Origin of the sequence: Aggregatibacter kilianii (assembly GCF_003130255.1) — a bacterium.
GTDB lineage: Bacteria > Pseudomonadota > Gammaproteobacteria > Enterobacterales > Pasteurellaceae > Aggregatibacter > Aggregatibacter kilianii.
This window is the reverse complement of record NZ_NRCN01000001.1, coordinates 233,052-256,229: the sequence shown is the minus strand read 5'-3', so window position 1 is coordinate 256,229 and position 23,178 is coordinate 233,052. Positions and strand designations below refer to the sequence as shown.

Annotated in this window: 23 protein-coding genes; 15 read left to right on the top strand and 8 right to left on the bottom strand. The window is 41.6% G+C overall.

The genetic code is table 11. The features are described 5' to 3' along the window. Window positions 1–6: 6 nt before the first annotated feature. From DK428_RS01085 to DK428_RS01070, 4 genes are all read left to right on the top strand, one after another. On the top strand, window positions 7–1,686 hold the full coding sequence (locus tag DK428_RS01085; protein WP_109064111.1) for a solute:sodium symporter family transporter: 1,680 nt from the start codon (window positions 7–9) through the stop codon (window positions 1,684–1,686). Then, window positions 1,686–3,131, top strand: coding sequence for a sulfatase family protein (locus DK428_RS01080; protein ID WP_109092114.1), 1,446 nt, complete (start codon window positions 1,686–1,688; stop codon window positions 3,129–3,131). Before DK428_RS01085 ends, DK428_RS01080 begins: the two co-directional genes overlap by 1 nt. A gap of 111 nt (window positions 3,132–3,242) precedes the next feature. Continuing rightward, window positions 3,243–3,842, top strand: coding sequence for a Crp/Fnr family transcriptional regulator (locus DK428_RS01075; RefSeq protein WP_109064137.1), 600 nt, complete (start codon window positions 3,243–3,245; stop codon window positions 3,840–3,842). 9 nt (window positions 3,843–3,851) lie between these two features. Further along, window positions 3,852–4,997, top strand: a complete 1,146-nt coding sequence (locus tag DK428_RS01070; RefSeq protein ID WP_109064109.1) for an anaerobic sulfatase maturase — start codon at window positions 3,852–3,854, stop codon at window positions 4,995–4,997. Between the two features lie 33 nt (window positions 4,998–5,030). On the opposite strand, the gene DK428_RS01065 is transcribed toward DK428_RS01070, so the two are convergent. Then, window positions 5,031–5,810 carry a ferredoxin--NADP reductase gene (locus tag DK428_RS01065; RefSeq protein WP_109064108.1) on the bottom strand — a complete coding sequence of 260 codons (780 nt, stop codon included), beginning with the start codon at window positions 5,808–5,810 and terminating at the stop codon, window positions 5,031–5,033. Between the two features lie 300 nt (window positions 5,811–6,110). On the opposite strand from DK428_RS01065, the gene infC reads away from it, so the two are divergent. From infC to DK428_RS01045, 4 genes are all read left to right on the top strand, one after another. Next, window positions 6,111–6,656 carry a translation initiation factor IF-3 gene (infC, locus tag DK428_RS01060; protein ID WP_425266344.1) on the top strand — a complete coding sequence of 182 codons (546 nt, stop codon included), beginning with the start codon at window positions 6,111–6,113 and terminating at the stop codon, window positions 6,654–6,656. A 178-nt stretch (window positions 6,657–6,834) separates the two neighbouring features. Further along, a complete protein-coding gene (gene rpmI, locus DK428_RS01055; RefSeq protein ID WP_005542274.1) occupies window positions 6,835–7,032 on the top strand; it encodes a 50S ribosomal protein L35 in 198 nt (65 codons plus the stop codon). A gap of 55 nt (window positions 7,033–7,087) precedes the next feature. Continuing rightward, on the top strand, window positions 7,088–7,441 hold the full coding sequence (gene rplT / locus DK428_RS01050; RefSeq protein WP_005700416.1) for a 50S ribosomal protein L20: 354 nt from the start codon (window positions 7,088–7,090) through the stop codon (window positions 7,439–7,441). A 233-nt stretch (window positions 7,442–7,674) separates the two neighbouring features. After that, the gene (locus tag DK428_RS01045; RefSeq protein WP_109064107.1) at window positions 7,675–8,235 is read left to right on the top strand and encodes a DUF1287 domain-containing protein; all 561 of its coding nucleotides are present in this window, start codon (window positions 7,675–7,677) and stop codon (window positions 8,233–8,235) included. 382 nt (window positions 8,236–8,617) lie between these two features. Here the strand turns inward: DK428_RS01045 and dxs are convergent, their stop codons facing one another. The 4 genes from dxs to DK428_RS01025 form a co-directional block, all read right to left on the bottom strand. Further along, window positions 8,618–10,477, bottom strand: a complete 1,860-nt coding sequence (gene dxs / locus DK428_RS01040; RefSeq protein WP_109064106.1) for a 1-deoxy-D-xylulose-5-phosphate synthase — start codon at window positions 10,475–10,477, stop codon at window positions 8,618–8,620. 91 nt (window positions 10,478–10,568) lie between these two features. Then, window positions 10,569–11,459, bottom strand: coding sequence for a (2E,6E)-farnesyl diphosphate synthase (gene ispA, locus DK428_RS01035; protein WP_050693636.1), 891 nt, complete (start codon window positions 11,457–11,459; stop codon window positions 10,569–10,571). Window positions 11,460–11,469: 10 nt separating this feature from the next. Then, on the bottom strand, window positions 11,470–11,715 hold the full coding sequence (gene xseB / locus DK428_RS01030; protein WP_050693637.1) for an exodeoxyribonuclease VII small subunit: 246 nt from the start codon (window positions 11,713–11,715) through the stop codon (window positions 11,470–11,472). Between the two features lie 137 nt (window positions 11,716–11,852). After that, entirely contained in the window at window positions 11,853–12,806 is a 954-nt protein-coding gene (locus tag DK428_RS01025; protein WP_109064105.1) for an alpha/beta hydrolase, read from the bottom strand. A gap of 194 nt (window positions 12,807–13,000) precedes the next feature. Here DK428_RS01025 and accD point away from each other — a divergent pair, with 194 nt between their 5' ends. Further along, the gene (accD, locus tag DK428_RS01020; RefSeq protein ID WP_083015607.1) at window positions 13,001–13,897 is read left to right on the top strand and encodes an acetyl-CoA carboxylase, carboxyltransferase subunit beta; all 897 of its coding nucleotides are present in this window, start codon (window positions 13,001–13,003) and stop codon (window positions 13,895–13,897) included. A 20-nt stretch (window positions 13,898–13,917) separates the two neighbouring features. Beyond that, a complete protein-coding gene (folC, locus tag DK428_RS01015) occupies window positions 13,918–15,264 on the top strand; it encodes a bifunctional tetrahydrofolate synthase/dihydrofolate synthase (protein WP_109064104.1) in 1,347 nt (448 codons plus the stop codon). A 63-nt stretch (window positions 15,265–15,327) separates the two neighbouring features. Here the strand turns inward: folC and DK428_RS01010 are convergent, their stop codons facing one another. The 3 genes from DK428_RS01010 to DK428_RS01000 all read right to left on the bottom strand — a co-directional run bounded on the left by DK428_RS01010 (window position 15,328) and on the right by DK428_RS01000 (window position 18,417). Beyond that, window positions 15,328–15,969 (bottom strand): histidine phosphatase family protein, encoded by a 642-nt coding sequence (locus DK428_RS01010; RefSeq protein WP_109064103.1) that lies wholly within the window; start codon window positions 15,967–15,969, stop codon window positions 15,328–15,330. Between the two features lie 66 nt (window positions 15,970–16,035). Beyond that, complete coding sequence (gene cls, locus DK428_RS01005) at window positions 16,036–17,493, bottom strand: cardiolipin synthase (RefSeq protein ID WP_109064102.1); 1,458 nt, start codon at window positions 17,491–17,493, stop codon at window positions 16,036–16,038. 15 nt (window positions 17,494–17,508) lie between these two features. Further along, window positions 17,509–18,417 (bottom strand): LysO family transporter, encoded by a 909-nt coding sequence (locus tag DK428_RS01000; protein ID WP_109064101.1) that lies wholly within the window; start codon window positions 18,415–18,417, stop codon window positions 17,509–17,511. Between the two features lie 133 nt (window positions 18,418–18,550). Between DK428_RS01000 and DK428_RS00995 the strand changes: the two genes are divergently transcribed. From DK428_RS00995 to DK428_RS00975, 5 genes are all read left to right on the top strand, one after another. Beyond that, window positions 18,551–19,234 carry a TIGR01621 family pseudouridine synthase gene (locus DK428_RS00995; RefSeq protein WP_109064100.1) on the top strand — a complete coding sequence of 228 codons (684 nt, stop codon included), beginning with the start codon at window positions 18,551–18,553 and terminating at the stop codon, window positions 19,232–19,234. A 43-nt stretch (window positions 19,235–19,277) separates the two neighbouring features. Beyond that, window positions 19,278–20,141, top strand: coding sequence for a DMT family transporter (locus tag DK428_RS00990; RefSeq protein ID WP_109064099.1), 864 nt, complete (start codon window positions 19,278–19,280; stop codon window positions 20,139–20,141). A gap of 93 nt (window positions 20,142–20,234) precedes the next feature. After that, a complete protein-coding gene (locus DK428_RS00985; RefSeq protein WP_109064098.1) occupies window positions 20,235–20,558 on the top strand; it encodes a zinc ribbon domain-containing protein YjdM in 324 nt (107 codons plus the stop codon). 105 nt (window positions 20,559–20,663) lie between these two features. Then, window positions 20,664–21,506 carry a PIN domain-containing protein gene (locus DK428_RS00980; protein WP_109064097.1) on the top strand — a complete coding sequence of 281 codons (843 nt, stop codon included), beginning with the start codon at window positions 20,664–20,666 and terminating at the stop codon, window positions 21,504–21,506. A gap of 112 nt (window positions 21,507–21,618) precedes the next feature. Then, entirely contained in the window at window positions 21,619–23,160 is a 1,542-nt protein-coding gene (locus tag DK428_RS00975; RefSeq protein WP_109064096.1) for a subtype B tannase, read from the top strand. Window positions 23,161–23,178: the final 18 nt, after the last annotated feature.

The following is a 23,178-nucleotide window of genomic DNA, read 5'->3' as shown; positions in this document are numbered from 1 at the left end:
AATAATATGTTAGTTACGATCGTTTCTTTCTTACTGGTCACAGGGCTTGTGGCGTATATCTCTTGGTTAAAAACAAAGGGAGATGACCTTAGCACCTCCAAGGGGTATTTTTTAGCAGGACGCGGATTAAGCGGTTTGGTCATCGGTTGTTCTATGGTGTTGACCTCGCTTTCTACGGAACAATTAATCGGCGTGAATGCCGTATCTTATAAAGGCAATTTTTCCATTATTGCGTGGACCGTACCGACGGTGATTCCGCTTTGTTTCCTGGCGATTTATATGTTGCCGAAATATTTGCGTAACGGTTATACCACGGTGCCCGAATTTTTTGAAAGCCGTTTCGACCGCCAGACACGTTTGATCATGTCCACGCTTTTCTTAATCTTCTATCTTTTAATCGTCATTCCGACCGCACTTTATACCGGTGCCATTGCGTTTAATAAAATCTTCAATTTGGAAACTGCATTCGGCTTGAGTTACGGTGCAGCGATTACCTATACGGTGATTGCCATTGGTGTGGTTGGCGCGATTTATGCCATTTTCGGCGGTTTGAAGGCGGTTGCGGTGTCCGATACGATTAATGCGGTGATTTTGGTTGTCGGCGCGTTGCTGGTGCCATTCTTTGCATTGATGTATTTAGGAGAAGGCAGTTTTACTGCAGGTTTAAATACCATCACGACGAGCCACATTGAAAAATGGAATGCCATAGGGAGTGAAACCGATGCCACACCTTGGCCGACCATTTTTACGGGTATTATGGTGGTACACTTCTTCTACTGGACAACTAACCAAGCCATCGTTCAGCGTTGTTTGGGGGCGAAAGATTTAAAATCCGGTCAAAAAGGGATTTTAATTGCGGCATTATTTTTATTGACCTTACCGATCATCTTAAACTTACCGGGCTTATTAAGTTTCCATATTTTGGGTGATAGTGTGAATCCGATAGACGCCTCTTATCCATTGTTGGTAAATAAAGTGTTGCCGACGTGGTTGCAAGGTTTCTTCATTGCAGCGTTGTTCGGGGCAATTTTGAGTACTTTCAACTCCTTCTTAAACTCTGCAGCGACTATTTATTGTAAAGACTTACTGCCTTCTATCAGCAAAAAAGAGCGGTCAGAACAAGAGCTCATTGTGTATGCGAAAAAAGTCTCTACTATTATGGCGATTGTGACTATGGTTTTCGCACCGTTATTGATGTTCGGTACAGATGGTATTTTCTTGATCACCAAACGTTTTGCCGGTTTCGTGAACATTCCGATTGTGGCTTTATTCGCGGTGGGGATGTTTAACAAAACCGTTTCCGGCAAAGCTGCACGTATTGCCTTACTTGCTCACGTTATTCTGTATTTCTGCATTGTTTGGGTTTTCAATGTTAAAATTAACTTCGTGTATGTTATGGGTGGCTTGTTTGTATTTGATGTCGTATTGATGCTTTTCTTAGGCCAATTCTTACGTCGCGAGCCTTATGTAGAAAACAAAGAAAACTTGGGCAACGTGGATTTAACTAACTGGAAATATTTGAAAGTCACCAGCGTATCTTTAATCTTAGGTTTGCTTGCCCTTTATACTTTCCTCTCTCCAATCGGCATGGCTTCCGAAAGCGGTAATCCGTTAATGGTGTTAGGCGTGTGGGCAGTATTGCAAATTATCGTGTTGTTGGTTGTACGGAATAAAGAGGTTAAATAATGAACATTATCTATATTCTATTGGATCAGGTTCGTAAAGATATGATTGGTGCTTACGGGCACCAAATCGTCAAAACCCCAAACTTAGATCGCTTAGCGAAAGACGGCATTCGTTTTAATAACGCCTTCACGCCTGCATCGGTTTGTGGGCCGGCACGTACGTCTTTATTTACGGGTTTAATGCCGTCTTCCCACGGCATTATTCGTAACGGTGAAAAAGGCGGAACCGGTGAGGTTAGCCGAGAAGCGCCGAATATCGGCAAACTGAGCGGATACAACACTTATGTCTTGGGGAAATGGCATGTCGGCACCAAATCCGTGCCGGAAGATTACGGCATTCAAGGACATAACTTTGACGGCTACGGCTACCCGGGCAGTGGTGTGTATAAAAACTTAGTATTCAACCAACCGCCGACACATTCCAACCGTTACAAAGAATGGTTGGAAGAAAAAGGCTATGAAATTCCTGAAGTAAGTCGTGCGTATTTCGGCGATAACCCGCATTTGCGTGTACAAGAACTGTGTGGTTTACTTTCCGGTAGCAAAGAACAAACCATTCCTTATTTCATCATTGATGAAGCGAAAAAATACCTTCAACAATCTCTGGATGAAGGTAAACCGTTCTTCGCGTGGATCAACTTCTGGGGCCCGCACACTCCTTGTATCGTGCCGGAGCCTTATTATTCCATGTACCGCAAAGAAGATGTGGTGTTAGATGAAAGTTTCTTCAAACCGCTAGAAGGCAAACCGGGACATTACCGCACTATTTCCAAAATGTGGGGAATGTGGGAAGCCAGCGAAGATCATTGGAAAAAGGTGATTACCAAGTTCTGGGGCTACATTACGCTCATTGATGACGCCATTGGCGAGCTATTTGCGTTCTTGGAAAACAATCAAATTTATGACCGCACTTTTATGGTGGCAACCGCTGATCACGGTGATGCCATGGGCGCGCACCGCATGATTGAAAAAGGCGAGTTCATGTTTGATACCACCTACAACATTCCGATGATCATCAAAGATCCGCGCTCTAATCGGGTTAATCAGCAAGACGACAACTTGGTTTATTTGCACGACTTAACTTCCACCGTGTACGATTTAGCCAATCAACCGGTTCCGAAGGAATTTGAAGGGGAGAGTATTTTGCCGATTGTGCGGGATAATAAAGATAACGAGCGTAAAGGCGTGTTAGCGCAACTCGCCGGCCATTTCGTGTATTTTGAACAACGTATGTGGCACCGCAAAGATTACAAGTTGGTCTTTAATGCCTCCGATGTGTGCGAACTATATGATGTGCGCAAAGATCCGGGCGAAATGCACAATTTATTCTATGATCCGAATTATCGGGAAGTGAAAAAAGAAATGCTGGAAGAAATGCGGGCGGAAATGCAACGGCTTGGCGATCCATTGGAAAACTGGGTCTATCGCATTATTGATGAAATTTAATAAAAGAAAGTTTAATTTTAAGAAGGCGAGTTTATTCGCCTTCTTTTATAATAAGCGTCATAACAAAAAACAATTCAAAAACAGACCGCACTTTCAAGGAAGATGATTGATATGACGGAAACTAAAGCAATCCTACCAATGGATTTAAAAGGCTGCCAATTAACCTATTTGCACCAACTTGCCAAAGGCATGACCGTTTATAACCAAGGGGAAAAGGCGCAAGAGTTTTATTACGTCAAACAGGGGTTAATCGGGCTGTATCATACTCTGAATAATGGTAAAGAAAGCCTTGCCCGCTTATATAAACAAGGTGATTATTTTGGCTTTCGCACGTTGTTTGACTTTGATGATTGTCGCTATCACTGCAATGCCAAGGTACTGATCGAAGCGGAAATCATCAGAATAAAACCGGGAAATATCGATCGTTTTCTGACCGACAATTTGCACATGAGTAAGCTCCTTTTGCAAACCATCGCTAATGAATTACGAGATGCGGAGCAACGTTTAGCGAAAAGTGCTTATTTGCATACTCTTGACCGAGTGATTGATAGCCTGTGCTTTCTAACAAAAAATTTCCCTTATTATAATTGGACTTATCGTGAAATCGCCGAGTATGCCGGCTGTGAAACGGAAACGGCGATTCGTATTGCCAAAGAACTCAAGAAAAGCGGCTTATTTATCGATTTATTGCCTTCTCACAAAGGAAAATAGAGGCAGGTTATGTCGTTTTTCTCTCCTCAAGCACATTTTCATCTTATGGCCAAGCCAAGCAGTTTCCATTGCAATATTCAATGTGAATACTGCTTTTATTTGTCGAAGGAACATGAATTGGGGTCGAAAGCGCCTTTTATGTCCCGAAACACCTTGCGAAATTATGTGAAAAATTACATTGAAGCCCACGCCGGAAATCGGGTTGAGTTTGCTTGGCAGGGCGGGGAGCCGACATTGCTTGGGTTGGATTTCTTTAAAAGTGCGGTGGATTTTCAACATGAATTTGCTAACGGTAAAACCATCACAAATGCCTTTCAAACTAATGGACTGGCACTCAATCGTCAATGGGCGGAATTTTTTAAACAACATCAATTCCTTATTGGTTTATCCATCGATGGGCTGAGTGCCGTACATAATCGTTATCGCATTTCAAGCAATGGCAACCCGACTTTTGATAAAGTGGTGAATGCATTGGAATTGCTGAAAACCTATCAGGTGGATTTTAATACGCTGACTGTCGTAAACGATCAAAACTGGCATAAAGGGAAAGAGACGTATTTAGCGCTGAAAACGCTCGGCTCAAGGTTTATGCAATTCATCCCGGTAGTAGAACGTAAGAATAGAGCAACCGCCGAGACTACGCATTTTTCCGTTCCGAGCGACGGTTTTGGGCATTTTTTGGTAGACGTCTTTCAGGAATGGAAAAAAGAAGATGTAGGACAGATTTTCGTGTTGGAGTTTGATAATTTGCTCGGGCAGTGGTTGGGGTATCCCTCAAGCAGTTGCGTACATCAGCCTACTTGTGGCAAGTCTCTGGTGGTCGAAGCCAATGGCGACGTATATTCCTGCGATCATTATGTTTATCCGGAATATAAAATCGGCAATTTAAATAAACAATCTCTGGAAGATATTGTGTTATCGCCTCGGCAGCAACAATTCGGCATGGAAAAGCTCACACTGCTTACGTCAATTTGTCAGCAGTGCGATGTGCGACATTTTTGTCAGGGCGGTTGTCCTAAACATCGCTTTGTTTCGCTGCCGAATGAGACCATAAAACATAATTATTTATGCGCATCATACCGCTATTTTTTCCATCAAACCGCCGCCGATATGCAACAAATGTGCCGGCAGATTCGCGCCGGCAATTCTGCTTAAAAACGCTTTAAAAAACGACCGCACTTTTAACGCTTAAAAGGCGTTTTCCATCATAATTTCACCGTCTTTATGTACCCGATGAAGTGCGAAGCCTTTAGCTTTTAATTTCTCGTAACTTTCTTTTACCATATTCGGGTTGCCACAAATTAAGAAACGGGTATCGGCTTTAGTAAAGGTGATATTTAACGCGTTTTCTAGTTCGCCGTTTTCTAATAATTGCGGAATTCTTTGGTTTAATGCGCCGTCAATTTTCTCTCGGGTAATGACCGGTTGATAGATGAATTTGTTGGCATATTTCCCCACTATAGCGTGGTCTTTTAAGTCGGCTAAATACTGTTCAAATACCAAATCATCTACATAAGAAACGGAATGCACTAAGACGACTTTATCGGCTTTTTGCCATAATGTTTCGTTTTCTAACATCGACAAAAACGGCGCAATGCCTGAACCGGTGGCGAGTAAAACAAGTTCTTTACCCTGAGGAATGCGGCTAACGGTAAAGAACCCGATAGGTTTTTTCTCTAATAATAAGCTGTCGCCTGCTTGCATTTGGTTAAAATGCCCTGACATGATGCCGTCTTCAATGAGGATGGCGTAAAAATCCAGATGATCCGCATTTTCGGTAGAAATCATGGAATAGGCACGGGAAATGTATTCATCTCCTTGCATAAACCCTAATTTGGCAAATTGACCGGCAATAAAATCAAAGTCCTTCGGGCGAGTGATACTGAAAGAAAGTAGCTTGGGTGTGTGTTTTTTAACCCAACGCACTTTCTGTTCGGTAAAAGAATATTCTTTTTTGTGCTCGTTCATAAATAGCTCCTGATTCCTGAATTAAAAATAAAAGTAAAACGGCAAAGGCGCCAATCGTTAGGTAGGTGATATTTTATACGACTTGGACAAATCTTGTTATGCTTTTTCGGAGTAGGTAATTGATTGTCGTAAAAGGTTTTAAAATCAATTTTCCTAAGCATTCGACTATTGCTTAACAAGGTAAAATTCTGTAAAATACGCCCCGTTTTTGCTCATTATCAGAGCAATTAAATATGAATCTAACTTCTGTTCTTGGCAACAAGAATAATAGTTTTGTGACTTAATTAATAGAGGAATGTCATTATTAAAACCGTAAAACGCGCACCAGCAGTAAATCGCCCTAATCGCATTAATGATGAAATTAGAGTGAAAGAAGTCCGCTTGATTGACCAAGAAGGTGAGCAAGTTGGTATTGTTCCAATTCAACAAGCATTAGAGATGGCAGAAGCTGCCGCTTTAGATTTAGTTGAAATCAGTCCGAATGCGGAACCGCCTGTTTGTCGTATTATGAACTACGGTAAGTTCCTTTATGAAAAGAGCAAAACTGCCAAAGAGCAGAAGAAAAAGCAGAAAGTTGTGCAGGTGAAGGAAATTAAATTCCGTCCCGGCACAGACGAAGGCGACTATCAGGTAAAACTACGCAGCCTGATTCGCTTTTTGGAAGATGGGGATAAAGCCAAAATTACACTGCGTTTCCGTGGTCGTGAAATGGCACATCAACAAATTGGTACCGAAATGTTAGAACGGATTAAAAACGATTTGGCTGAAATTTCAGTGGTCGAGTCGGCACCGGGAAAACTTGAAGGTCGCCAAATGGTGATGGTTCTTGCCCCTAAAAAGAAATAATCAGTGCATTTCAAGTAACAAAAGTGCGGTGAAAAATTTAAATGTTTTTTCAACCGCACTTTTATTCGCCTGATTATTATATGATGTGAGCCACAAAGATTTGGTGTGAGAACAACATAGTAATTACATTAAAGATTGTGGCAGTTTAAAATCTCAAACAATGCGGAGTTATCAAACAATGCCTAAAATTAAAACAGTACGCGGTGCTGCTAAGCGTTTCAAAAAAACTGCTTCCGGTGGTTTCAAGCGTAAACAATCTCACTTACGTCATATTTTGACTAAGAAAACAACAAAACGTAAACGTCACCTACGCCATAAATCCATGGTTGCTAAGTCCGACTTAGTATTAGTAGTAGCGTGCTTGCCATACGCATAAGCACAAACGTACGTCAGTTCATTTTAGTTAAAAATATTACATAGGAGATTAAATAATGGCTCGTGTAAAACGTGGTGTTATTGCAAGAGCACGCCATAAGAAAGTTCTTAAGGCTGCTAAAGGTTATTATGGTGCACGTTCACGCGTGTATCGCGTTGCTTTCCAAGCGGTGATCAAAGCCGGTCAATATGCATATCGTGACCGTCGTCAACGTAAACGTCAATTCCGTCAATTATGGATTGCACGTATCAACGCTGCGGCCCGTCAAAACGGTTTATCTTACAGCAAATTCATCAATGGCTTGAGAAAAGCCTCTGTTGAAATCGACCGTAAGATCCTTGCCGATATCGCAGTATTCGACAAAGTGGCATTTGCTGCATTAGTTGAAAAAGCAAAATCTGCACTTTAATTATTAAAGTTTAGATAAAAATTAGGACGCTCTTGAGCGTCCTTTTTTAATGGATTGAAAATGGCATTAAAATTTACTCATAACATTCATCAGATCCGCCATAGTCATTGGCATAATTAACACTAAAAAACATTATTTTTTCCACCGCACTTTTCCTTGAAAAACGATTTTTGCTCGCTATTTCCATGTTGGTATGATAAAAATAGCCACGCCTTAACTCTATGGAAATTAACATGAAAACATTATTTTCTTTTCTTCTTACTTTTATTTCGCTCCCTCTTTTTGCAATTAACCCGCAGCAACTGGTGGACGATGCTAAGCAGCAAATTAATGTAACAACAAGCTATGATCCGGCCTATCGTAAACTAGCTTTTCCTATGGGAGATGTGCCGTTGCATACCGGCGTGTGTACCGATGTTGTTGTGCGCGCTTACCGTCATCAACAAATTGATTTACAGCAGTTAGTGCACAACGATATGAAAAAGGCGTGGAATACTTATCCTAAACGTTGGGGAAATAAAGGTACCGATACAAATATTGATCACCGTCGAGTGCCAAATTTAGAAAATTTCTTTAAACGTCATGGTAAATCGCTTTCGTTAACTGATGTGGCAGATTTCAAAGCAGGGGATATCGTCACTTGGCGTTTACCGCGTAACTTACCGCATATTGGTATCGTTTCCGATAAGAAGAGCAGTGATGGTGTACCGTTGATTATTCACAACATTGGAAGTGGCACGCAAGAAGAGGATATTTTATTTAAATATCAAATTGTTGGACATTATCGCTATTAATGAAATTTGTTAAAAAAGATAGTGAAGTGTAACAAACTAAGATGCTAAAAAAAGAAAAACCGCTATCCAATTCTGAATAGCGGGGAGGTCTTAAATATAAGAAAACTTTAAAGACAACTGCATTTGCAGTGCACTAGCAATTATTAAGACTGAAAATGAAAAAAATAGTTCAGAAAAAGTAAAAAAAAACTTGCAATTTACAAAAAGTTTACGATTATTTTTTGGGGTAAATGTTAATGTATTGATATATAATAATAAAACTTTTTAATTAGAGTAAAATAATACGCTTTGTAAATTTTATGTATAGGGGTTAAAGCCATTTTTTATCAACCACTTTGCTCAAAAAAACCGCTCTTTTGTTTTGGAGCGGTTTTTTTATTTGTTAGTGTTGAGATTGTCTGAAAAAATCTTCAATTTGCTGTTCAATGCCAATCTCGTCGAGTTTAAGCGCGGTTAGCATTTCCGCTTGCGATCCTGGTGGCACGAAGAAATCCGGAATACCTAATTGCAATAATTTAACATTATGTTGTTGCACATGAAGTACTTCCGCCACTGCACTTCCGGCACCGCCTTGAATGGCATTTTCTTCTAGGGTGACGATAAGCTCGTGTGTTTTGGCTATTTCACTAATTCTTGTAACATCAAGAGGTTTAATAAAACGCATATCCACAACAGTGACATTGAGTTTTTCTGCAACTTTCAATGCATTTGGTAGCAAGGTGCCAAAGTTTAAGATTGCAATTTTTTTGCCCTCCCGAATGAGTTTAGATTTGCCTAATTCTAAAGCATGTAATGGTTCTAACGTCACGCCGACCGCATTGCCTCGCGGATAACGCACAGCTGCCGGTTTGCCACAGTGATAGCCGGTATAAAGCATTTGACGACATTCGTTTTCATCACTAGGTGCCATGATGATTAAATTTGGAATGCAACGCATGAAACTTAAATCAAAGGCCCCTTGATGGGTTTGACCGTCTGCACCGACGATTCCAGCACGGTCAATGGCAAATAATACGGGCAGGTTTTGAATAGCTACATCGTGAATTAATTGATCATAAGCCCGTTGTAGGAAAGTAGAGTAGATCGCAACTACCGGTTTATATCCACCGATGGCTAAGCCTGCAGCGAAAGTGACGGCGTGTTGTTCGGCAATCGCAACATCAAAATATTGCTGCGGAAAACGTTGGGAAAACTCCACCATGCCGGAACCTTCACGCATAGCGGGTGTAATACCAATAAGTTTCGGATCTTGTTCTGCCATTTCACATAACCAATCGCCGAAAATTTTGGAATAGGTCGGTGTGGCATTCGATTTTGGTAATTCACCGCTTAAATGGTTAAATTTTGGTACGCCGTGGAAACCAATAGGGTCTTTTTCTGCGGGAATGTAGCCTTTTCCTTTTTTGGTGACGATATGCAGGAATTGCGGGCCTTTTAATGAACTCATGTTTTGCAAGGTGTTGATGAGTTCTTCAACGTTATGCCCATCAATCGGACCAATATAATTAAAACCTAGCTCTTCAAACATAGTCCCGCCCGGCGAGACTAAACCTTTAACATGCTCTTCGGTTTTTTTCACAAATTCTTTAATTGGCGGTACGCCGGAGAGAATCTTTTTCCCACCTTCACGGATGCTGGAATAGAAAGAACCGGATAATAAACGTGCTAAGTGATTGTTCAGTGCTCCTACATTTTCCGAAATTGACATTTCATTATCGTTTAAAATCACCAACATATCGGTGTGCAACGAACCTGCGTGGTTTAATGCTTCGAATGCCATACCGGCGGTAATGGCGCCATCACCGATGACACAAACGGTTTTGCGTCCTGCGTTTTCACGCTCTGCCGCAATGGCTATGCCTAATCCTGCGCTAATTGATGTAGAGGAGTGGCCGACACTTAATACGTCAAATTCACTTTCGTCACGCCAAGGGAACGGGTGTAATCCGCCTTTTTGGCGAATGGTCGGCATTTGATCACGGCGACCGGTTAAAATTTTATGAGGATACGCTTGATGGCCCACATCCCAGATAAGCTGATCAAAAGGCGTTTTAAATACATAATGTAAGGCTACGGTGAGTTCGACGGTGCCCAAACCTGAAGCCAAATGCCCACTACTTTGACTAACGGATTCTAAAAGATATTCGCGTAATTCTTTGCAAACTTGAGTCAATTGCTCTTTGGGTAAAAGACGCAAATCCTCGGGGGAATTAATTAATGATAAAAGGGGATAATTTTGCATAATTGTTAGTCAATTCCAACGTGATGAATTCTCATAGTATGTCGATAAAAATACGTAAAATTTTACCCGCACTTTTTTGATGTAACGACACTTAGCTTTGGCGTTTAATGATAAATTCCGCTAAAGCATAAAGTGCGGTGGTGTCAAAAGGTAAATTTTGTAATTCGGCCAATGCGGTTTCATATAACTCTTGGGCTTTTTGTTTGGCGCCGGCTAAGCCTAATAATTTTGGATAAGTGCTTTTATCCGAATTCAAATCAGACCCTACAGGTTTACCGATAGTTTCGCTGTTGCCCTCGATATCTAAAATGTCATCCTGCACTTGAAATGCCAAACCAATTGCTGTGGCATAACGCTCCAGTTGCTGTGAAAGCGCCTCGTCGGCAAAATGAGGAGAACAAATAAATCCCAGTTTTAGTGCCGCAGTAAGCAATGCTCCGGTTTTATTTAAATGAATATGTTCTAATTCTGCCAAGCTAATGGCTTTTTGTTCAGAAATTAAATCCAAACTTTGCCCTAAGCACATTCCTTTTACGCCCGCCGCCGCACTTAATGTTTTGATGAGTGCAAGTTTTTGTTCGGCCGATAAATCGGGAATATCCGTTAACATTTCGAAAGCAAAAGATTGCAACGCGTCACCGGCCAAAATGGCGGTAGCTTCATCGAAGGCAATATGGCAGGTTTTATGGCCTCGACGTAATTCATCATCATCCATGGCAGGTAAATCGTCATGAATTAAAGAATAAGCATGGATGGCTTCAATGGCCGCCGCTGCGTAGTCAAGATGGGCTAAGTTTGCGCCTAACATACGGCCGGTGGCATAAACCAAAAACGGACGAATGCGTTTGCCTCCGAGCAATAATCCATATTTCATGGCTTCTGCCAATGGTGCCGGGGAGCTGTTAATATGCTCAAATTGACTGGCTAAGAATGGATTAATGCGTTGTTGAACTTGCTGTAAATCTAGCGAAAACTGATACATTGCCGGCTCGTTATTCTTCTGGTTGATAATCGGTAAGTTTTGCACTTTCGCTTTTTTGCAACAAAATTTGAATGCGTTGCTCCGCTTGTTGTAAGCGCTCTTGCCCCTGTTGTGCCAATTTGATCCCTTCTTCGAAATCTTTTAACGCGTCTTCCAGTGATAACTCGTTATTTTCTAAACGGCTCACGATTGCTTCCAACTGTTTAAGCGTGTTTTCAAAATCAGGTTCATTTTTTTCAACCGGCTTACGGGCCATTGTCTTATCCTTAACGTTAAGCGAAATTTAATTGCGCTATTGTACTTGATTTTTAGCCCTATTGTTAGGGCGAATTTAGGTATTTCATCTTGAGAATATGGTGGAAAAACGTTGTTTTTTATTACCGCACTTTTCCTTTAATGCTCGCACTTGGTTTGCGCTTTGCAACGAGCGAATAGCCATTTTAAGCCATCTAACATAGCAGGCATGACGCTGGTCATGTGGGTTTCTTCGGGATACACTTTTGCCGTTACGGATAAATTGCCATTTGGAATGGCGTTAAGTTTTTCCTCTAAATTCATCACTTGGCTAATCATGCCTCGTTGTTCCAACAGCTTTTGTCTTTGTGCATCCTGTTTCATGTAAGGCGCCAATTTTTGTTCGTATTCTCCAACGCTGAAACGTACACCGATATGTTGTTCGGCCTGTTTTGAGCGTTGTTGGATGAAGCTAGGCAAGTCCTGCAAAATACGTTGTTGATTCCACCAAACGGAGGGACTGGCGATAAGGTAATTGCGAAAACCTTCAGGGTGATTGAGCAAACTATACAAGCCAAATAGGCCTCCATAAGAATGCCCGAAAATATTTTGTTGTGATTTATTAATGTGAAAACGTTCTGCGAGATCGGTGAGCAACTCTTCTTGAATAAAACGATAAAAATGTTCTGCACCACCAAATTGGCGATTCACTTTATCGCCCATATTTTCATAATTTTCTGATGGCGGTGTGTAATCTTGCGAACGTTCCTTCGGGTTTAGCAACAGCGTATTGGGATAACCGATTCCTACAATCAAAAAGGGTACTGCGTTGGTTTCTTCTGCCCGCGCCATCATGTTTTGTGCCACTCCGGCGGCGACAGGAAACAAGGCATCGCCATCTAACACATACAACACGGAATAGCCTAATTCTTTTACATTACCTACAGGTAATACCTGAATGCGATAGTCTTTATTTGTGAAATTGCTGTGGAGTTGATATTCCTTGGCGCCCGGCAAAACGGCCGGTTTTAGTTCCCCACCAGAAACTGCCTGATGGGCATCCGCCATATTCATCAGCATCGTGCAAGAAAGGGCAAATAATAAAGGTTTCATAAGATTCTCCGCGGTGTAAACCGTATTAGATTAACAAAGTGCGGTGGTTTTTTCTAAAATTTTTTCTTTGGTAGAAATGCTTAGGGTTTCATTGTACTTAATGACTAATCAGATTTGTATAAATTGCTATAAAAATTCCTAAAATTATGGTCTAATAGCCGACAATTTTTTGTAATTAAGAGAAAAGGTTAAATATGAGCTGGATTGATAGAATTTTTAGTAAAAATACATCTTCTTCCTCACGCAAAGCCAACGTCCCTGAAGGCGTTTGGACAAAATGTACTTCCTGCGAACAAGTGTTATATCGCGAAGAATTAAAACGTCATTTAGAAGTTTGTCCGAAATGTGGTCACCACATGCGTATTGATGCACGCGAACGTTTATTGTGCTTATTGGATCAAGATAGCGTACAAGAGTTAGCTGCAGAGTTAGAGCCAAAAGACATCTTAAAGTTCAAAGACCTGAAGAAATATAAAGATCGTATTACCGCCGCCCAGAAAGACACCGGTGAAAAAGATGCATTAATTACATTTTACGGTACGTTATACAATATGCCGGTTGTGGCGGCAGCCTCCAACTTTAGCTTTATGGGCGGTTCTATGGGCTCCGTGGTGGGCGCGAAATTCGTGAAAGCGGCGGAAAAAGCCATAGAAGAAAATTGTCCGTTTGTGTGTTTTTCCGCCAGTGGCGGTGCGCGTATGCAGGAAGCCTTGTTCTCTTTAATGCAAATGGCGAAAACCAGCGCTGTGTTGGCCAAAATGCGTGAAAAAGGCGTACCGTTTATTTCTGTTTTAACGGATCCGACGTTAGGCGGCGTGTCTGCAAGTTTTGCCATGTTGGGCGATATTAATATCGCCGAGCCAAAAGCCTTGATTGGTTTTGCCGGTCCGCGAGTTATTGAGCAAACCGTACGCGAAAAATTACCGGAAGGTTTCCAACGCAGTGAATTTTTATTGGAAAAAGGTGCAATTGACATGATCGTAAAACGTGCCGATATGCGTAACACCTTAGCGAGCTTGTTGGCGAAACTAATGAACAAACCTTCTCCATTTGTGGAAAGCGAATTGATCGTTGAAGAAGACGTCGCATAAAACACTATAAGGCATTCATAATGCAAACCGAATTAAAAGCCACTACGCCACTCAACGAGTGGCTTTCTTATTTAGAAAACAGCCATTTTAAAGCCATTGATTTAGGGCTTGAGCGGGTTAAATCCGTGGCGCAGGAATTGGATTTATTAACGCCTGCGCCTTATGTGATTACGGTCGGCGGCACTAACGGCAAAGGCACAACGTGTCGTTTGCTGGAAACTATTTTGCTTAATGCCGGTTATCGTGTCGGCGTGTATTCTTCGCCACATTTGTTACGTTATAACGAACGTGTGCGCATTCAAAATCAAGAATTAGACGATGCGCAACACACGGCATCATTTGCCTATATTGAAGCGCATAAAAGTCAGTCTTTAACATATTTTGAATTCAGCACTTTATCTGCCTTGCACTTATTTAAATGCGCAAAATTAGATGTGGTGATTTTAGAAGTTGGGCTCGGCGGACGGTTAGATGCCACCAATATTGTCGATAATCATATGGCGGTTATTACCAGTATTGATATTGACCACACAGATTTCCTAGGTTCTACCCGCGAACAAATCGGTTTTGAGAAAGCCGGGATTTTCCGTGCTAATACGCCGGTGATTATTGGTGAACCGATGATTCCACAAACTATGCTGGATCGTGCCAAAGAATTAGGTAGCCAACACTTTTGCCGTCATCTTGATTGGACGTTTAGTCAACAGGGACAAAGTTGGACGTGGCAAACTACACAATCGGACGAAAAAGTGCGGTGGAATTTTTTAACGGATTTACCGTTTTGTCAGATTCCTTTAGCCAATGCCGCCACAGCACTTGCGGCTGTTCAAAAATTGCCGTTTGAGATTTCCCTTGATGTGGTGAAAAAATCTTTAGCGGAGGTAGAACTAATCGGTCGCTTCCAAACCCTTAAACCTGAATGTTTGGCGCATTTGGCACAAAAACTTAATCGTCATGTGTCACAGTTACCACAGATGATTATTGATGTTGGACACAACCCGCATGCTGCGCGTTATTTAGCGGAAAAATTGACCGCACTTAAAGCCCAAAGCAACGGAAAATTCATTGCGGTTTGTGGTATGTTGAAAGACAAAGATGCCAAGGGCGTGCTTGAGCCCTTGTTGCTGTTAATTGATGAGTGGCGCTGCGTCACGCTTGGTGGTTATCGTGGACAGACTGGAGAGCAATTGTTTGTGACGTTGCAACAAACTGCTCGTCTCTATCAGAAAGTCGTAAAAGGTAGCTATAGTAATTCCGTGGCGGAGGGCGTGAAAAGTGCGGTGGAAATTTCAAATGAAAATGACACTCTGTTGGTGTTCGGTTCGTTCCACACGGTAGGGGAGTTTTTGACGTATAGTCAGGAATGAGATTAAGAGAAATAAAAATAGCACCGAGATTGATGTTTCGGTGCTATTTTTTATGGTGTTATTTTAGTCTAAATGTCTCACATCATTTAATACATCAACGAAAAATTTGCTATCAAAATCATTGGTTTGTTGATAGCGCACAATATTAATGGCGGTATTCAACAAGCTTTGGCTTTTGCCTTCGTCGCGATGTTCTTGCCAGCTAATTCCATTGAAGAGCGATAACAGTAAACGCAAAGTATGACCATGTGAAATAATCAAAATATTACCTTGATCATGTACTTTAATAATGTCCTGCATGGCTCTCATGGCACGGTCGGCAAGTTGTTCAAAGGTCTCTCCGCCATTACTTTGCGCCTTGTAATGCGCCGGAGCATTCCGCAATTGTTTAAATTCTTCCAATTGACGCAAATCTTCAACAGGTAAGCCTTCCCAAGTACCAAAATATTGTTCATTAAGTCCTTGGTGTTGAAATAATGGTACAGAGCGTTCACCCAGAATATGTTGTGCCGTATCAATGGTGCGTTGCAGACAGCTGGAATAGGCCGCGACAAAGGGCACATCTTTTAGTGCCACGCCGGTTAATTTTGCCCCTTTGACACCGTTTTCTGTTAAATCGGAATTGCCCAATCCTTGTAATAGACCTTGTTCATTCCAAACGGTACGTCCGTGACGAATTAAATAAAATGTTAAATTTTTGCTCATAACTTTACCTTCCTAAATTAAATAAAACAAAAGAAAAAACGACCGCACTTTAACCGAAGATCTTCGTTACAAAAGCGGGCTAAATAAGAAAAAGAGTTTTTCGACGATACGTTGATAAACGGAGCGCGTGCTCCATGTAACATAATCGACTAATTCCGAGTTTTTAATATAACTTTCATGTAATAAAGAAATTTCGTTCGCAAATGCCGGATCTTCCACCACCATGGTGACTTCAAAATTCAGCAAGAAACTGCGCATATCCATGTTCACGGTGCCGACCAAGGCCAATCGGTTGTCGATCAACATACTTTTAGTATGCAATAAACCCTTGTTGAAATTATAAATTTTCACGCCGGCAGCGAGTAAATCATCGAAGAATGTACGACTTGCCCAATGCACCATGAGGGAGTCGTTTTCTTTCGGTAGAATGATGGAAACTTCCACGCCACGTAAAGCCGCAATACGCAAGGCTTCCGCAATATTGTGGCTTGGCACGAAATAAGGCGAGGTGATCACAATGCTTTTACGTGCCGAGAAAATAGCAATCGCCAACGATTGCGACATTAAATCGTCGGGAAAACAAGGGCCGGTAGCGAGAATTTGTACTGCATGAGAGTTATTTTGTTCCAACGGCAAAAGTGGGCAATCAGGCACTTCCAGAGGAAGTTTAGCGGCTGTTTCAATTTCCCAGTCCCATGCGTGTAAACCGTTTAATACTGCAGATACCGGACCGTTAATGCGCACCATAATGTCAATCCATTCGCCAACATTGCTATTTTTCTTGAAGAATTTCGGATCCACCATGTTCATGCTACCGGTGTAAGAAATTTGGTTATCGATCACAATAATCTTGCGGTGTTGGCGCAAATCAATGCGATTAAAGAACATACGGAATAAATTGACGTGCAAGGTTTCCGTCACCTCAATGCCATTATCGCGCATGGCTTGGCATTCGGTACTTTTTAAGAAAGGGCGACTACCTACAGAGTCCAACAAAATATGAATTGCCACGCCGCGTTGTTGGGCTTTGATTAATGCCTGTATAACATCTTTTACCAAGCCTTTGGCAGACCAGATGTAAAACACCATATTGATAGATTTTTCTGCCTGATTGATGTCATGAATGATGCTTCGCATAATGCTTTCGGGCGTATCCAAAATATGCAATTCGTTGCCCAAAATGCAAGGTATGCCAAGGCGTTGTTTGGCAAGATCAAAAATTGGACGGTAGAGCAGGTTGGTTCGTGTATTCACCAAATTATCGCAATAAGAAAGGCGAGTGAACCAATCCATATATTTCGGCTTAAGCTGCTCAAACGCGATAGCGCGACGTTTCCCCAAATTGATTTCGCCAAAAATTAAATAGGCGATAATGCCCACCACAGGAAACACATAAATGACCATCAACCAAGACAACATCGCAGGCACGGATTGTTTTCTGATAATTAAACGAATCGTAATGGCGATAGTCAGAATCCAGACGAAAATTGGAATAATGTAAGCAAGAATTTGTTCAAAAGTCATGAAATTACTAAAACCCTATAAAGGAACCGAGGTAAAAAAGACCAATAAAATAGGTGGTGCAATATTGGTAATAAAGCCAAAACTAAATGCCAACGGTAAGACTTCCACGCCACCGGCTTTTTGAATGATTGGCAAAGTGCAATCAATGGCGGTGGCACCTGTGTAGCCTATTGCGGTGGAGCGGTAATGTTGCATAAATAACGGCACAATAAATAAACTAATCAATTCACGGGATAAATCATTAAAAAACGCAATACTCCCCCAAATTGGCCCCCATGCGTTGTTTAAGGTGACACTGGAAAGCGAATACCAGCCTAACCCTGAAGAAACCGCGAGCCCTTGCACGATGGGGACATTGAGCACTTGCGCACCGATAATACCACCAAGTAGTGACGTTAAAACAAAAATGGCACCGGTTATCATGCCGCGTTGATTAAAAAACACGGAACGAATAGAAATACCGTTATTACGTAATTGTATGCCAACACAAAAAATCAACACGACTAACACATAAGTGCTGGAACCAAACGGCAGGCTCACCCAACCTTTGCCCCATAACCCGATAAAAAAGCCAACAATCACCACCAGACATAATTTCAACGAATCCAACACAGTTCGCCAGCGGGAGGGCATTTTTTCCGTTGTTTTAGTTAAAGGCAGTGGGGAAAGTTTGTCATAGATAAATAAACCGAGAAAGGTTAGCCCTTGAATGAAAACAATAAATGTCAGGGCATAAATACCAATTTGCGGCAATTGCTGTGCCAAATTATCTAATTGCCCAAGGGACACGCCCATAATGAACAAGATCATATACAACAGTAGCATGGTGATTTTGCCAAATTGTTGTAATATTTTTGTATTTTTGATTTTAAAGGCGTAACCGATAAGCATCGGCACCAAAATAATGAGCAAACTTTCCAACATAATTTACGACAGCATGAAACGAGTATAGTGCGGAAAGTATAGCACTTTTCTGTTTTCTCACCTAATTGCAAGCAGTTTCCACCGTTGCTTTCATGGTATAATTCAGCGCATCATTTCTTGAGGTTTTTCTGTCATGACATTTCAAATTGTATTCCAACATCCTGATTTTATTGTAATAAATAAACCTAACGGAATAAGCGTACATAAAGATCATGCCGATGTGGGGTTAACTCGGCTTGTGGCACAGCAATTGGGCGTGCCGCAGGTTTGGTTGGTTCATCGTTTGGACAAAGTGACGTCCGGCTTGTTGATATTGGCACTAAATGAAAAGGCGGCTGTGACGTTGTCGCGTAAATTTGCCGAACATCAGATTCAGAAAACCTATTTAGCGCTATCCACCCAAAAACCGAAGAAAAAGCAGGGCAGAATCAGCGGCGATATGCAAAAAGCCCGTCGTGGTGCGTGGAAATTGTGTCAAAGCAAAGAAAATCCCGCCATTACCGATTTTGTGTCGCACAGCTTGGCACCGAATTTGCGTTTATTCATTCTGTATCCCAAAACTGGTAAAACCCATCAGATTCGCGTTGCCATGAAAAGTTTGGGGAGTCCGATTTTAGGTGACGAATTATATGGCGGAGAGGTGGCGGACCGCACCTATTTGCACGCCTATCAATTATCATTTGACTATTTCGGAGAGGCGGTTCAAATTAGCACCAGCCCCGAATTTCAAGAGAGACAAAAGTGCGGTGAGTTTTTTCAACGTTTTTGGGCAACTATCGAAACCGTTGTTCATACCAATAAGGAAAAAAACGGTTGAAAATCTGCCCGCACTTTTAAGCCATCATCACTAGGACGTCTTCATGTCGAAAAAACTCACTGCCACTTCATATCAAAAAGCCATTATTTGTATGGTGTTGGCTTATATCAGCATCGCTTTAATGGGCGTGTTTGTAAAATATGCTTCCGATGAATTGCCATCCAGCGAAATTTTATTTTCCCGCTTTTTGATCGGCTTTATTTTTTTATTGCCGTTTATGATTCGCGACAGTGATTTTAAGGTCGAGCTCAGTCAATGGCCGTTTCTTGTTATGCGTAATCTAGCGGGTATTGCCAGTATGTTGCTGACATTTTATGCCATCAAATACTTACCGATTTCTATCGCCGTTTTATTGATGAATACCTCGGCGTTATTCGTCCCTTTATTGTTGTTTGTGTTACGAACAAGAACCCCGCTAAAAGTGCTGGCGTGTAGCTTCCTTGGCTTTGCGGGCGTCTCCATTATCATGCTGACGGATTCTTCCAAGCATTTTGAACTACAACACATCGGTTATGCCTTAGGCGCGGCATTTCTCGCTGCCATGGCATTTATCAGCCTGCAAGAGCTCAACAAGCACAATTCGCCTAAAAATATCGTGTTTTACTTCCATTTATTGGGTTCCTTTTTGTTACCGCTATTTTTCGTCACACAATGGACAATCCCTTCCACTCAGGGTTTTGTGCTTTTATTATTGGTAGGCGGTTTCGGCCTCGTATTCCAATTATTGCTGACCCGAGCTTTCAAATATGCCCCGGCCAATGTCATCACACCATTTGCTTTTACCGGCGTGATTTTCTCCAGCATTTGCGACTGGTTGTTCTGGCACAACGTGCCGACGCTTAATTTCTGGATCGGTTCATTGGTCATTATTGTTTCCGTTAGCCTATTGGCAAAAATACGCAGATAAAGCAGGGCTAAATAATTCCCCAAAATGCGTGTTGTTCCGTTACAATAGCGCGCATTTCAATTTTTATTCCACTGTTAAACTATGAGGAAACACATGGACTATCCAATTTGCCCATCTTGCAAAGGCGAAAACACTTATCACGATTCAATCCAATTTGTCTGTCCGGACTGCGACCACGAATGGACCGGCAATGAAGCCGAGGAGCATGATGACGATCAACTCATCGTCAAAGACAGCAACGGCAATCTCCTCGCCGACGGCGACGATGTGCTGCTCATCAAAGACCTCAAACTCAAAGGCTCTTCTGAAGTATTAAAGAAAGGCACCAAATTTAAAGGCATCCGCCTCGCCCGTGGCGACCACAACGTCGATTGTGGCAAAATTATGCTGAAATCGGAGTTTTTGAAGAAGGCGTAAAAATAACATAAAGTCACCTGTCGTAAGCAGGTGGCTTTTGTTTAAGAAAAATAGTTAAAAAAACGACTGCATTTTATTATTTGTCCTTTTTATGGAACCAAAATCATGAAATATGCTTTTATTGATTATGAGAATATTCATTCTCTCGATAATCTGAATTTACATCTTTATGAACGGATTTTCCTCTTTTTAGGTGCTAATCAGCCAACTATTCAACTTTCCGAAAAGTTTAATGACGAATTAAATTTCACATTAATCACAATAAAAAATATCGCTAAAAATAATCTTGATTTTCATATTGCTTATTATTTAGGTAAGATGGATATGCAAACGGATAAAAATATTGAGTTTTGTGTCATTTCAAAAGATAACGGCTATTCGGGAATCTGTGAATTTATTCAGAATCAACGTAACCCGAGAAAATGTATTTTGCTAAAGCCAAGTCTTCATGATGTGGAAGAAGAGCCGGTGAAATTAATTGAAGATAAATCGGCAAAAACAGCTAATATTAATATTGAGCAATACCTTGAGGAATTTCAGGCTTATATTTCAAAAGCAAAAGTAGAACATTTACCAAGAAAAAAAGATAAGTTATGCAACAGCATTCGTTCCCAAACCGGGATTAAAAGTTTAGATGAAAAGTTAAGGCAAGAAGCTGTTGACTGGGTTTTTAATGTGCTATGCAAACAAAATATAATTGCTATTAATGGAGATAAGTTTCAATATCCTCAATTAGAAAATGAGTCAATTTATGTTAAGTATAAGAAGCATTTGTTACAACGTGAACAAAAACATAGACCCGCATCACTCAAAAGCCTTAAAAATGACATTGCATCAAAATGCAATATAAAAAATGATGTAACTAAAGTGAATGCCATTATTCAACATTTAGTCAGTAATAAAATTATTAAAAACTCATCAGAATTAAAAATAGATTATTTAAAGTAAACCTCTGATAAAGTGCGGTCAAAATCCACCGCACTTTTTTATTTTCTTCTGCCGAACTCATTTACAATACGTCTATCTAACCAACAGTATATCTTTGATACAGGAGAATTTTATGCAAGCAAAAACATGGTTGGCTTCGGTGGTGGGGTTGGCTGTTTCCGGTATGGCTATGGCGAATCCGCCACTGGGGAATGATCCATTGGCGGATGCGCCGTATTTCAATAAAACGGACAGTGGCTATGATTTAAAATTCTCTCCGAAAACTTACCGCACTTTAGAGGCTCAAGTGAATGGCGAGACGGTGAAATTCCGTGCGTTTGAAAAGATTGTGTATGTGCAAAACCCGGTTGAGCCGGATTATCAGACACTGAACATTTATGTGCCTGAAGCCTATTTTAACGGTGGCAAAGTCAATGGCTTTAACACCAAGAGTGCGCCGATTTTCCTGCCGAATGCGGTGGGCGGTTATATGCCGGCAAAAGCGGCGACCTATGATGAAAAAGGTTTCGGCAGTGGTGATAAACCGAATGCAATTTTGACCGCACTTTCTAAAGGCTATGTGGTGGCAAGTGTGGGCGCGCGTGGACGGACGTTGGAGAAAGACGGCAAATATACCGGCAAGGCACCGGCAGTAATTATTGATTTGAAATCGGCAGTGCGTTATTTGCATTTTAACGATGAAGCAATGCCGGGTGATGCCAATAAGATCATTTCTAACGGCACCAGCGCAGGTGGAGCATTGTCCGCGTTGTTAGGCGCGAGCGGTGACAGCATGGATTATGTTGAGTATTTAAAACAAGCCGGCGCGGCAGAGGCGAGTGATGTCATTTTTGCGGTGTCCGCCTATTGCCCGATTACCAATTTGGAACACGCCGACAGCGCTTATGAGTGGGAATTTAACGGCTTGAATGATTACCGTCGTATGGACATGAGCCGTTTGAATGCACAAAGTTTTAATGATCGTTCGCAAGCAGCAGCAAAAGCCACAATTGAGGGCACGTTGACGGCTGCGGAAATTCAGGTGTCCGATCAACTAAAAGCCGAGTTTCCATCTTATTTAAATAGTCTGAAATTAGAAGATGAGAAAGGTAATGCCTTGACGTTAGATGGGCAAGGCAACGGTTCTTTTAAAGATTATGTGAAAAATGTCATTGTGCGCTCGGCGGATAAAGCCCGTAAAAATGGAGTGTCCTTCGAAGATAAACCTTGGGTGAAACTGAGCAAGGAAGGCGTCAGCGACATTGATTGGGAGGGTTATATTCACTCGGAAAAACGCATGAAATCACCACCGGCATTTGATGCGCTGAATTTGAGCTCCGGTGAAAATAACTTATTCGGTACGGAAAGCGTGAATAATCAGCATTTTACAGACTATTCCATGCAACATAGTAGCGAGAAAGGGCAAATGGCAGATAAGCACGTCATTCAGTTAATGAACGCGATGAATTATGTGGATCACGGCAAAACCGCATATTGGCGCATTCGTGCAGGTACTTCTGATCGTGATACCTCGCACGCTATCAGTGCGATGCTCGCGATAAAACTGCGTATGGCAGGCAAACAGGTGGATTATGAAACTCCGTGGGGTGTGCCGCATTCGGGGGATTATGATCTGGACGAGCTGTTCCAATGGATGGATAGTATCAGCAAATAATTGGTAATAGCTATAAAA

Bases quoted from the DNA above. Each gene is read 5' to 3' on its own strand.
- DK428_RS01065 (WP_109064108.1), bottom strand. From the start codon at position 5,810: ATGAACGAGCACAAAAAAGAATATTCTTTTACCGAACAGAAAGTGCGT.
- DK428_RS01080 (WP_109092114.1), top strand. From the start codon at position 1,686: ATGAACATTATCTATATTCTATTGGATCAGGTTCGTAAAGATATGATT.
- DK428_RS01025 (WP_109064105.1), bottom strand. From the start codon at position 12,806: ATGAAACCTTTATTATTTGCCCTTTCTTGCACGATGCTGATGAATATG.
- DK428_RS00975 (WP_109064096.1), top strand. From the start codon at position 21,619: ATGCAAGCAAAAACATGGTTGGCTTCGGTGGTGGGGTTGGCTGTTTCC.
- cls (WP_109064102.1), bottom strand. From the start codon at position 17,493: ATGACTTTTGAACAAATTCTTGCTTACATTATTCCAATTTTCGTCTGG.
- DK428_RS00985 (WP_109064098.1), top strand. From the start codon at position 20,235: ATGGACTATCCAATTTGCCCATCTTGCAAAGGCGAAAACACTTATCAC.
- DK428_RS01010 (WP_109064103.1), bottom strand. From the start codon at position 15,969: ATGAGCAAAAATTTAACATTTTATTTAATTCGTCACGGACGTACCGTT.
- DK428_RS00995 (WP_109064100.1), top strand. From the start codon at position 18,551: ATGACATTTCAAATTGTATTCCAACATCCTGATTTTATTGTAATAAAT.
- folC (WP_109064104.1), top strand. From the start codon at position 13,918: ATGCAAACCGAATTAAAAGCCACTACGCCACTCAACGAGTGGCTTTCT.
- rplT (WP_005700416.1), top strand. From the start codon at position 7,088: ATGGCTCGTGTAAAACGTGGTGTTATTGCAAGAGCACGCCATAAGAAA.
- rpmI (WP_005542274.1), top strand. From the start codon at position 6,835: ATGCCTAAAATTAAAACAGTACGCGGTGCTGCTAAGCGTTTCAAAAAA.
- xseB (WP_050693637.1), bottom strand. From the start codon at position 11,715: ATGGCCCGTAAGCCGGTTGAAAAAAATGAACCTGATTTTGAAAACACG.
- DK428_RS00990 (WP_109064099.1), top strand. From the start codon at position 19,278: ATGTCGAAAAAACTCACTGCCACTTCATATCAAAAAGCCATTATTTGT.
- DK428_RS01045 (WP_109064107.1), top strand. From the start codon at position 7,675: ATGAAAACATTATTTTCTTTTCTTCTTACTTTTATTTCGCTCCCTCTT.
- accD (WP_083015607.1), top strand. From the start codon at position 13,001: ATGAGCTGGATTGATAGAATTTTTAGTAAAAATACATCTTCTTCCTCA.
- DK428_RS01075 (WP_109064137.1), top strand. From the start codon at position 3,243: ATGACGGAAACTAAAGCAATCCTACCAATGGATTTAAAAGGCTGCCAA.
- DK428_RS01000 (WP_109064101.1), bottom strand. From the start codon at position 18,417: ATGTTGGAAAGTTTGCTCATTATTTTGGTGCCGATGCTTATCGGTTAC.
- dxs (WP_109064106.1), bottom strand. From the start codon at position 10,477: ATGCAAAATTATCCCCTTTTATCATTAATTAATTCCCCCGAGGATTTG.
- ispA (WP_050693636.1), bottom strand. From the start codon at position 11,459: ATGTATCAGTTTTCGCTAGATTTACAGCAAGTTCAACAACGCATTAAT.
- DK428_RS01085 (WP_109064111.1), top strand. From the start codon at position 7: ATGTTAGTTACGATCGTTTCTTTCTTACTGGTCACAGGGCTTGTGGCG.
- DK428_RS00980 (WP_109064097.1), top strand. From the start codon at position 20,664: ATGAAATATGCTTTTATTGATTATGAGAATATTCATTCTCTCGATAAT.
- DK428_RS01070 (WP_109064109.1), top strand. From the start codon at position 3,852: ATGTCGTTTTTCTCTCCTCAAGCACATTTTCATCTTATGGCCAAGCCA.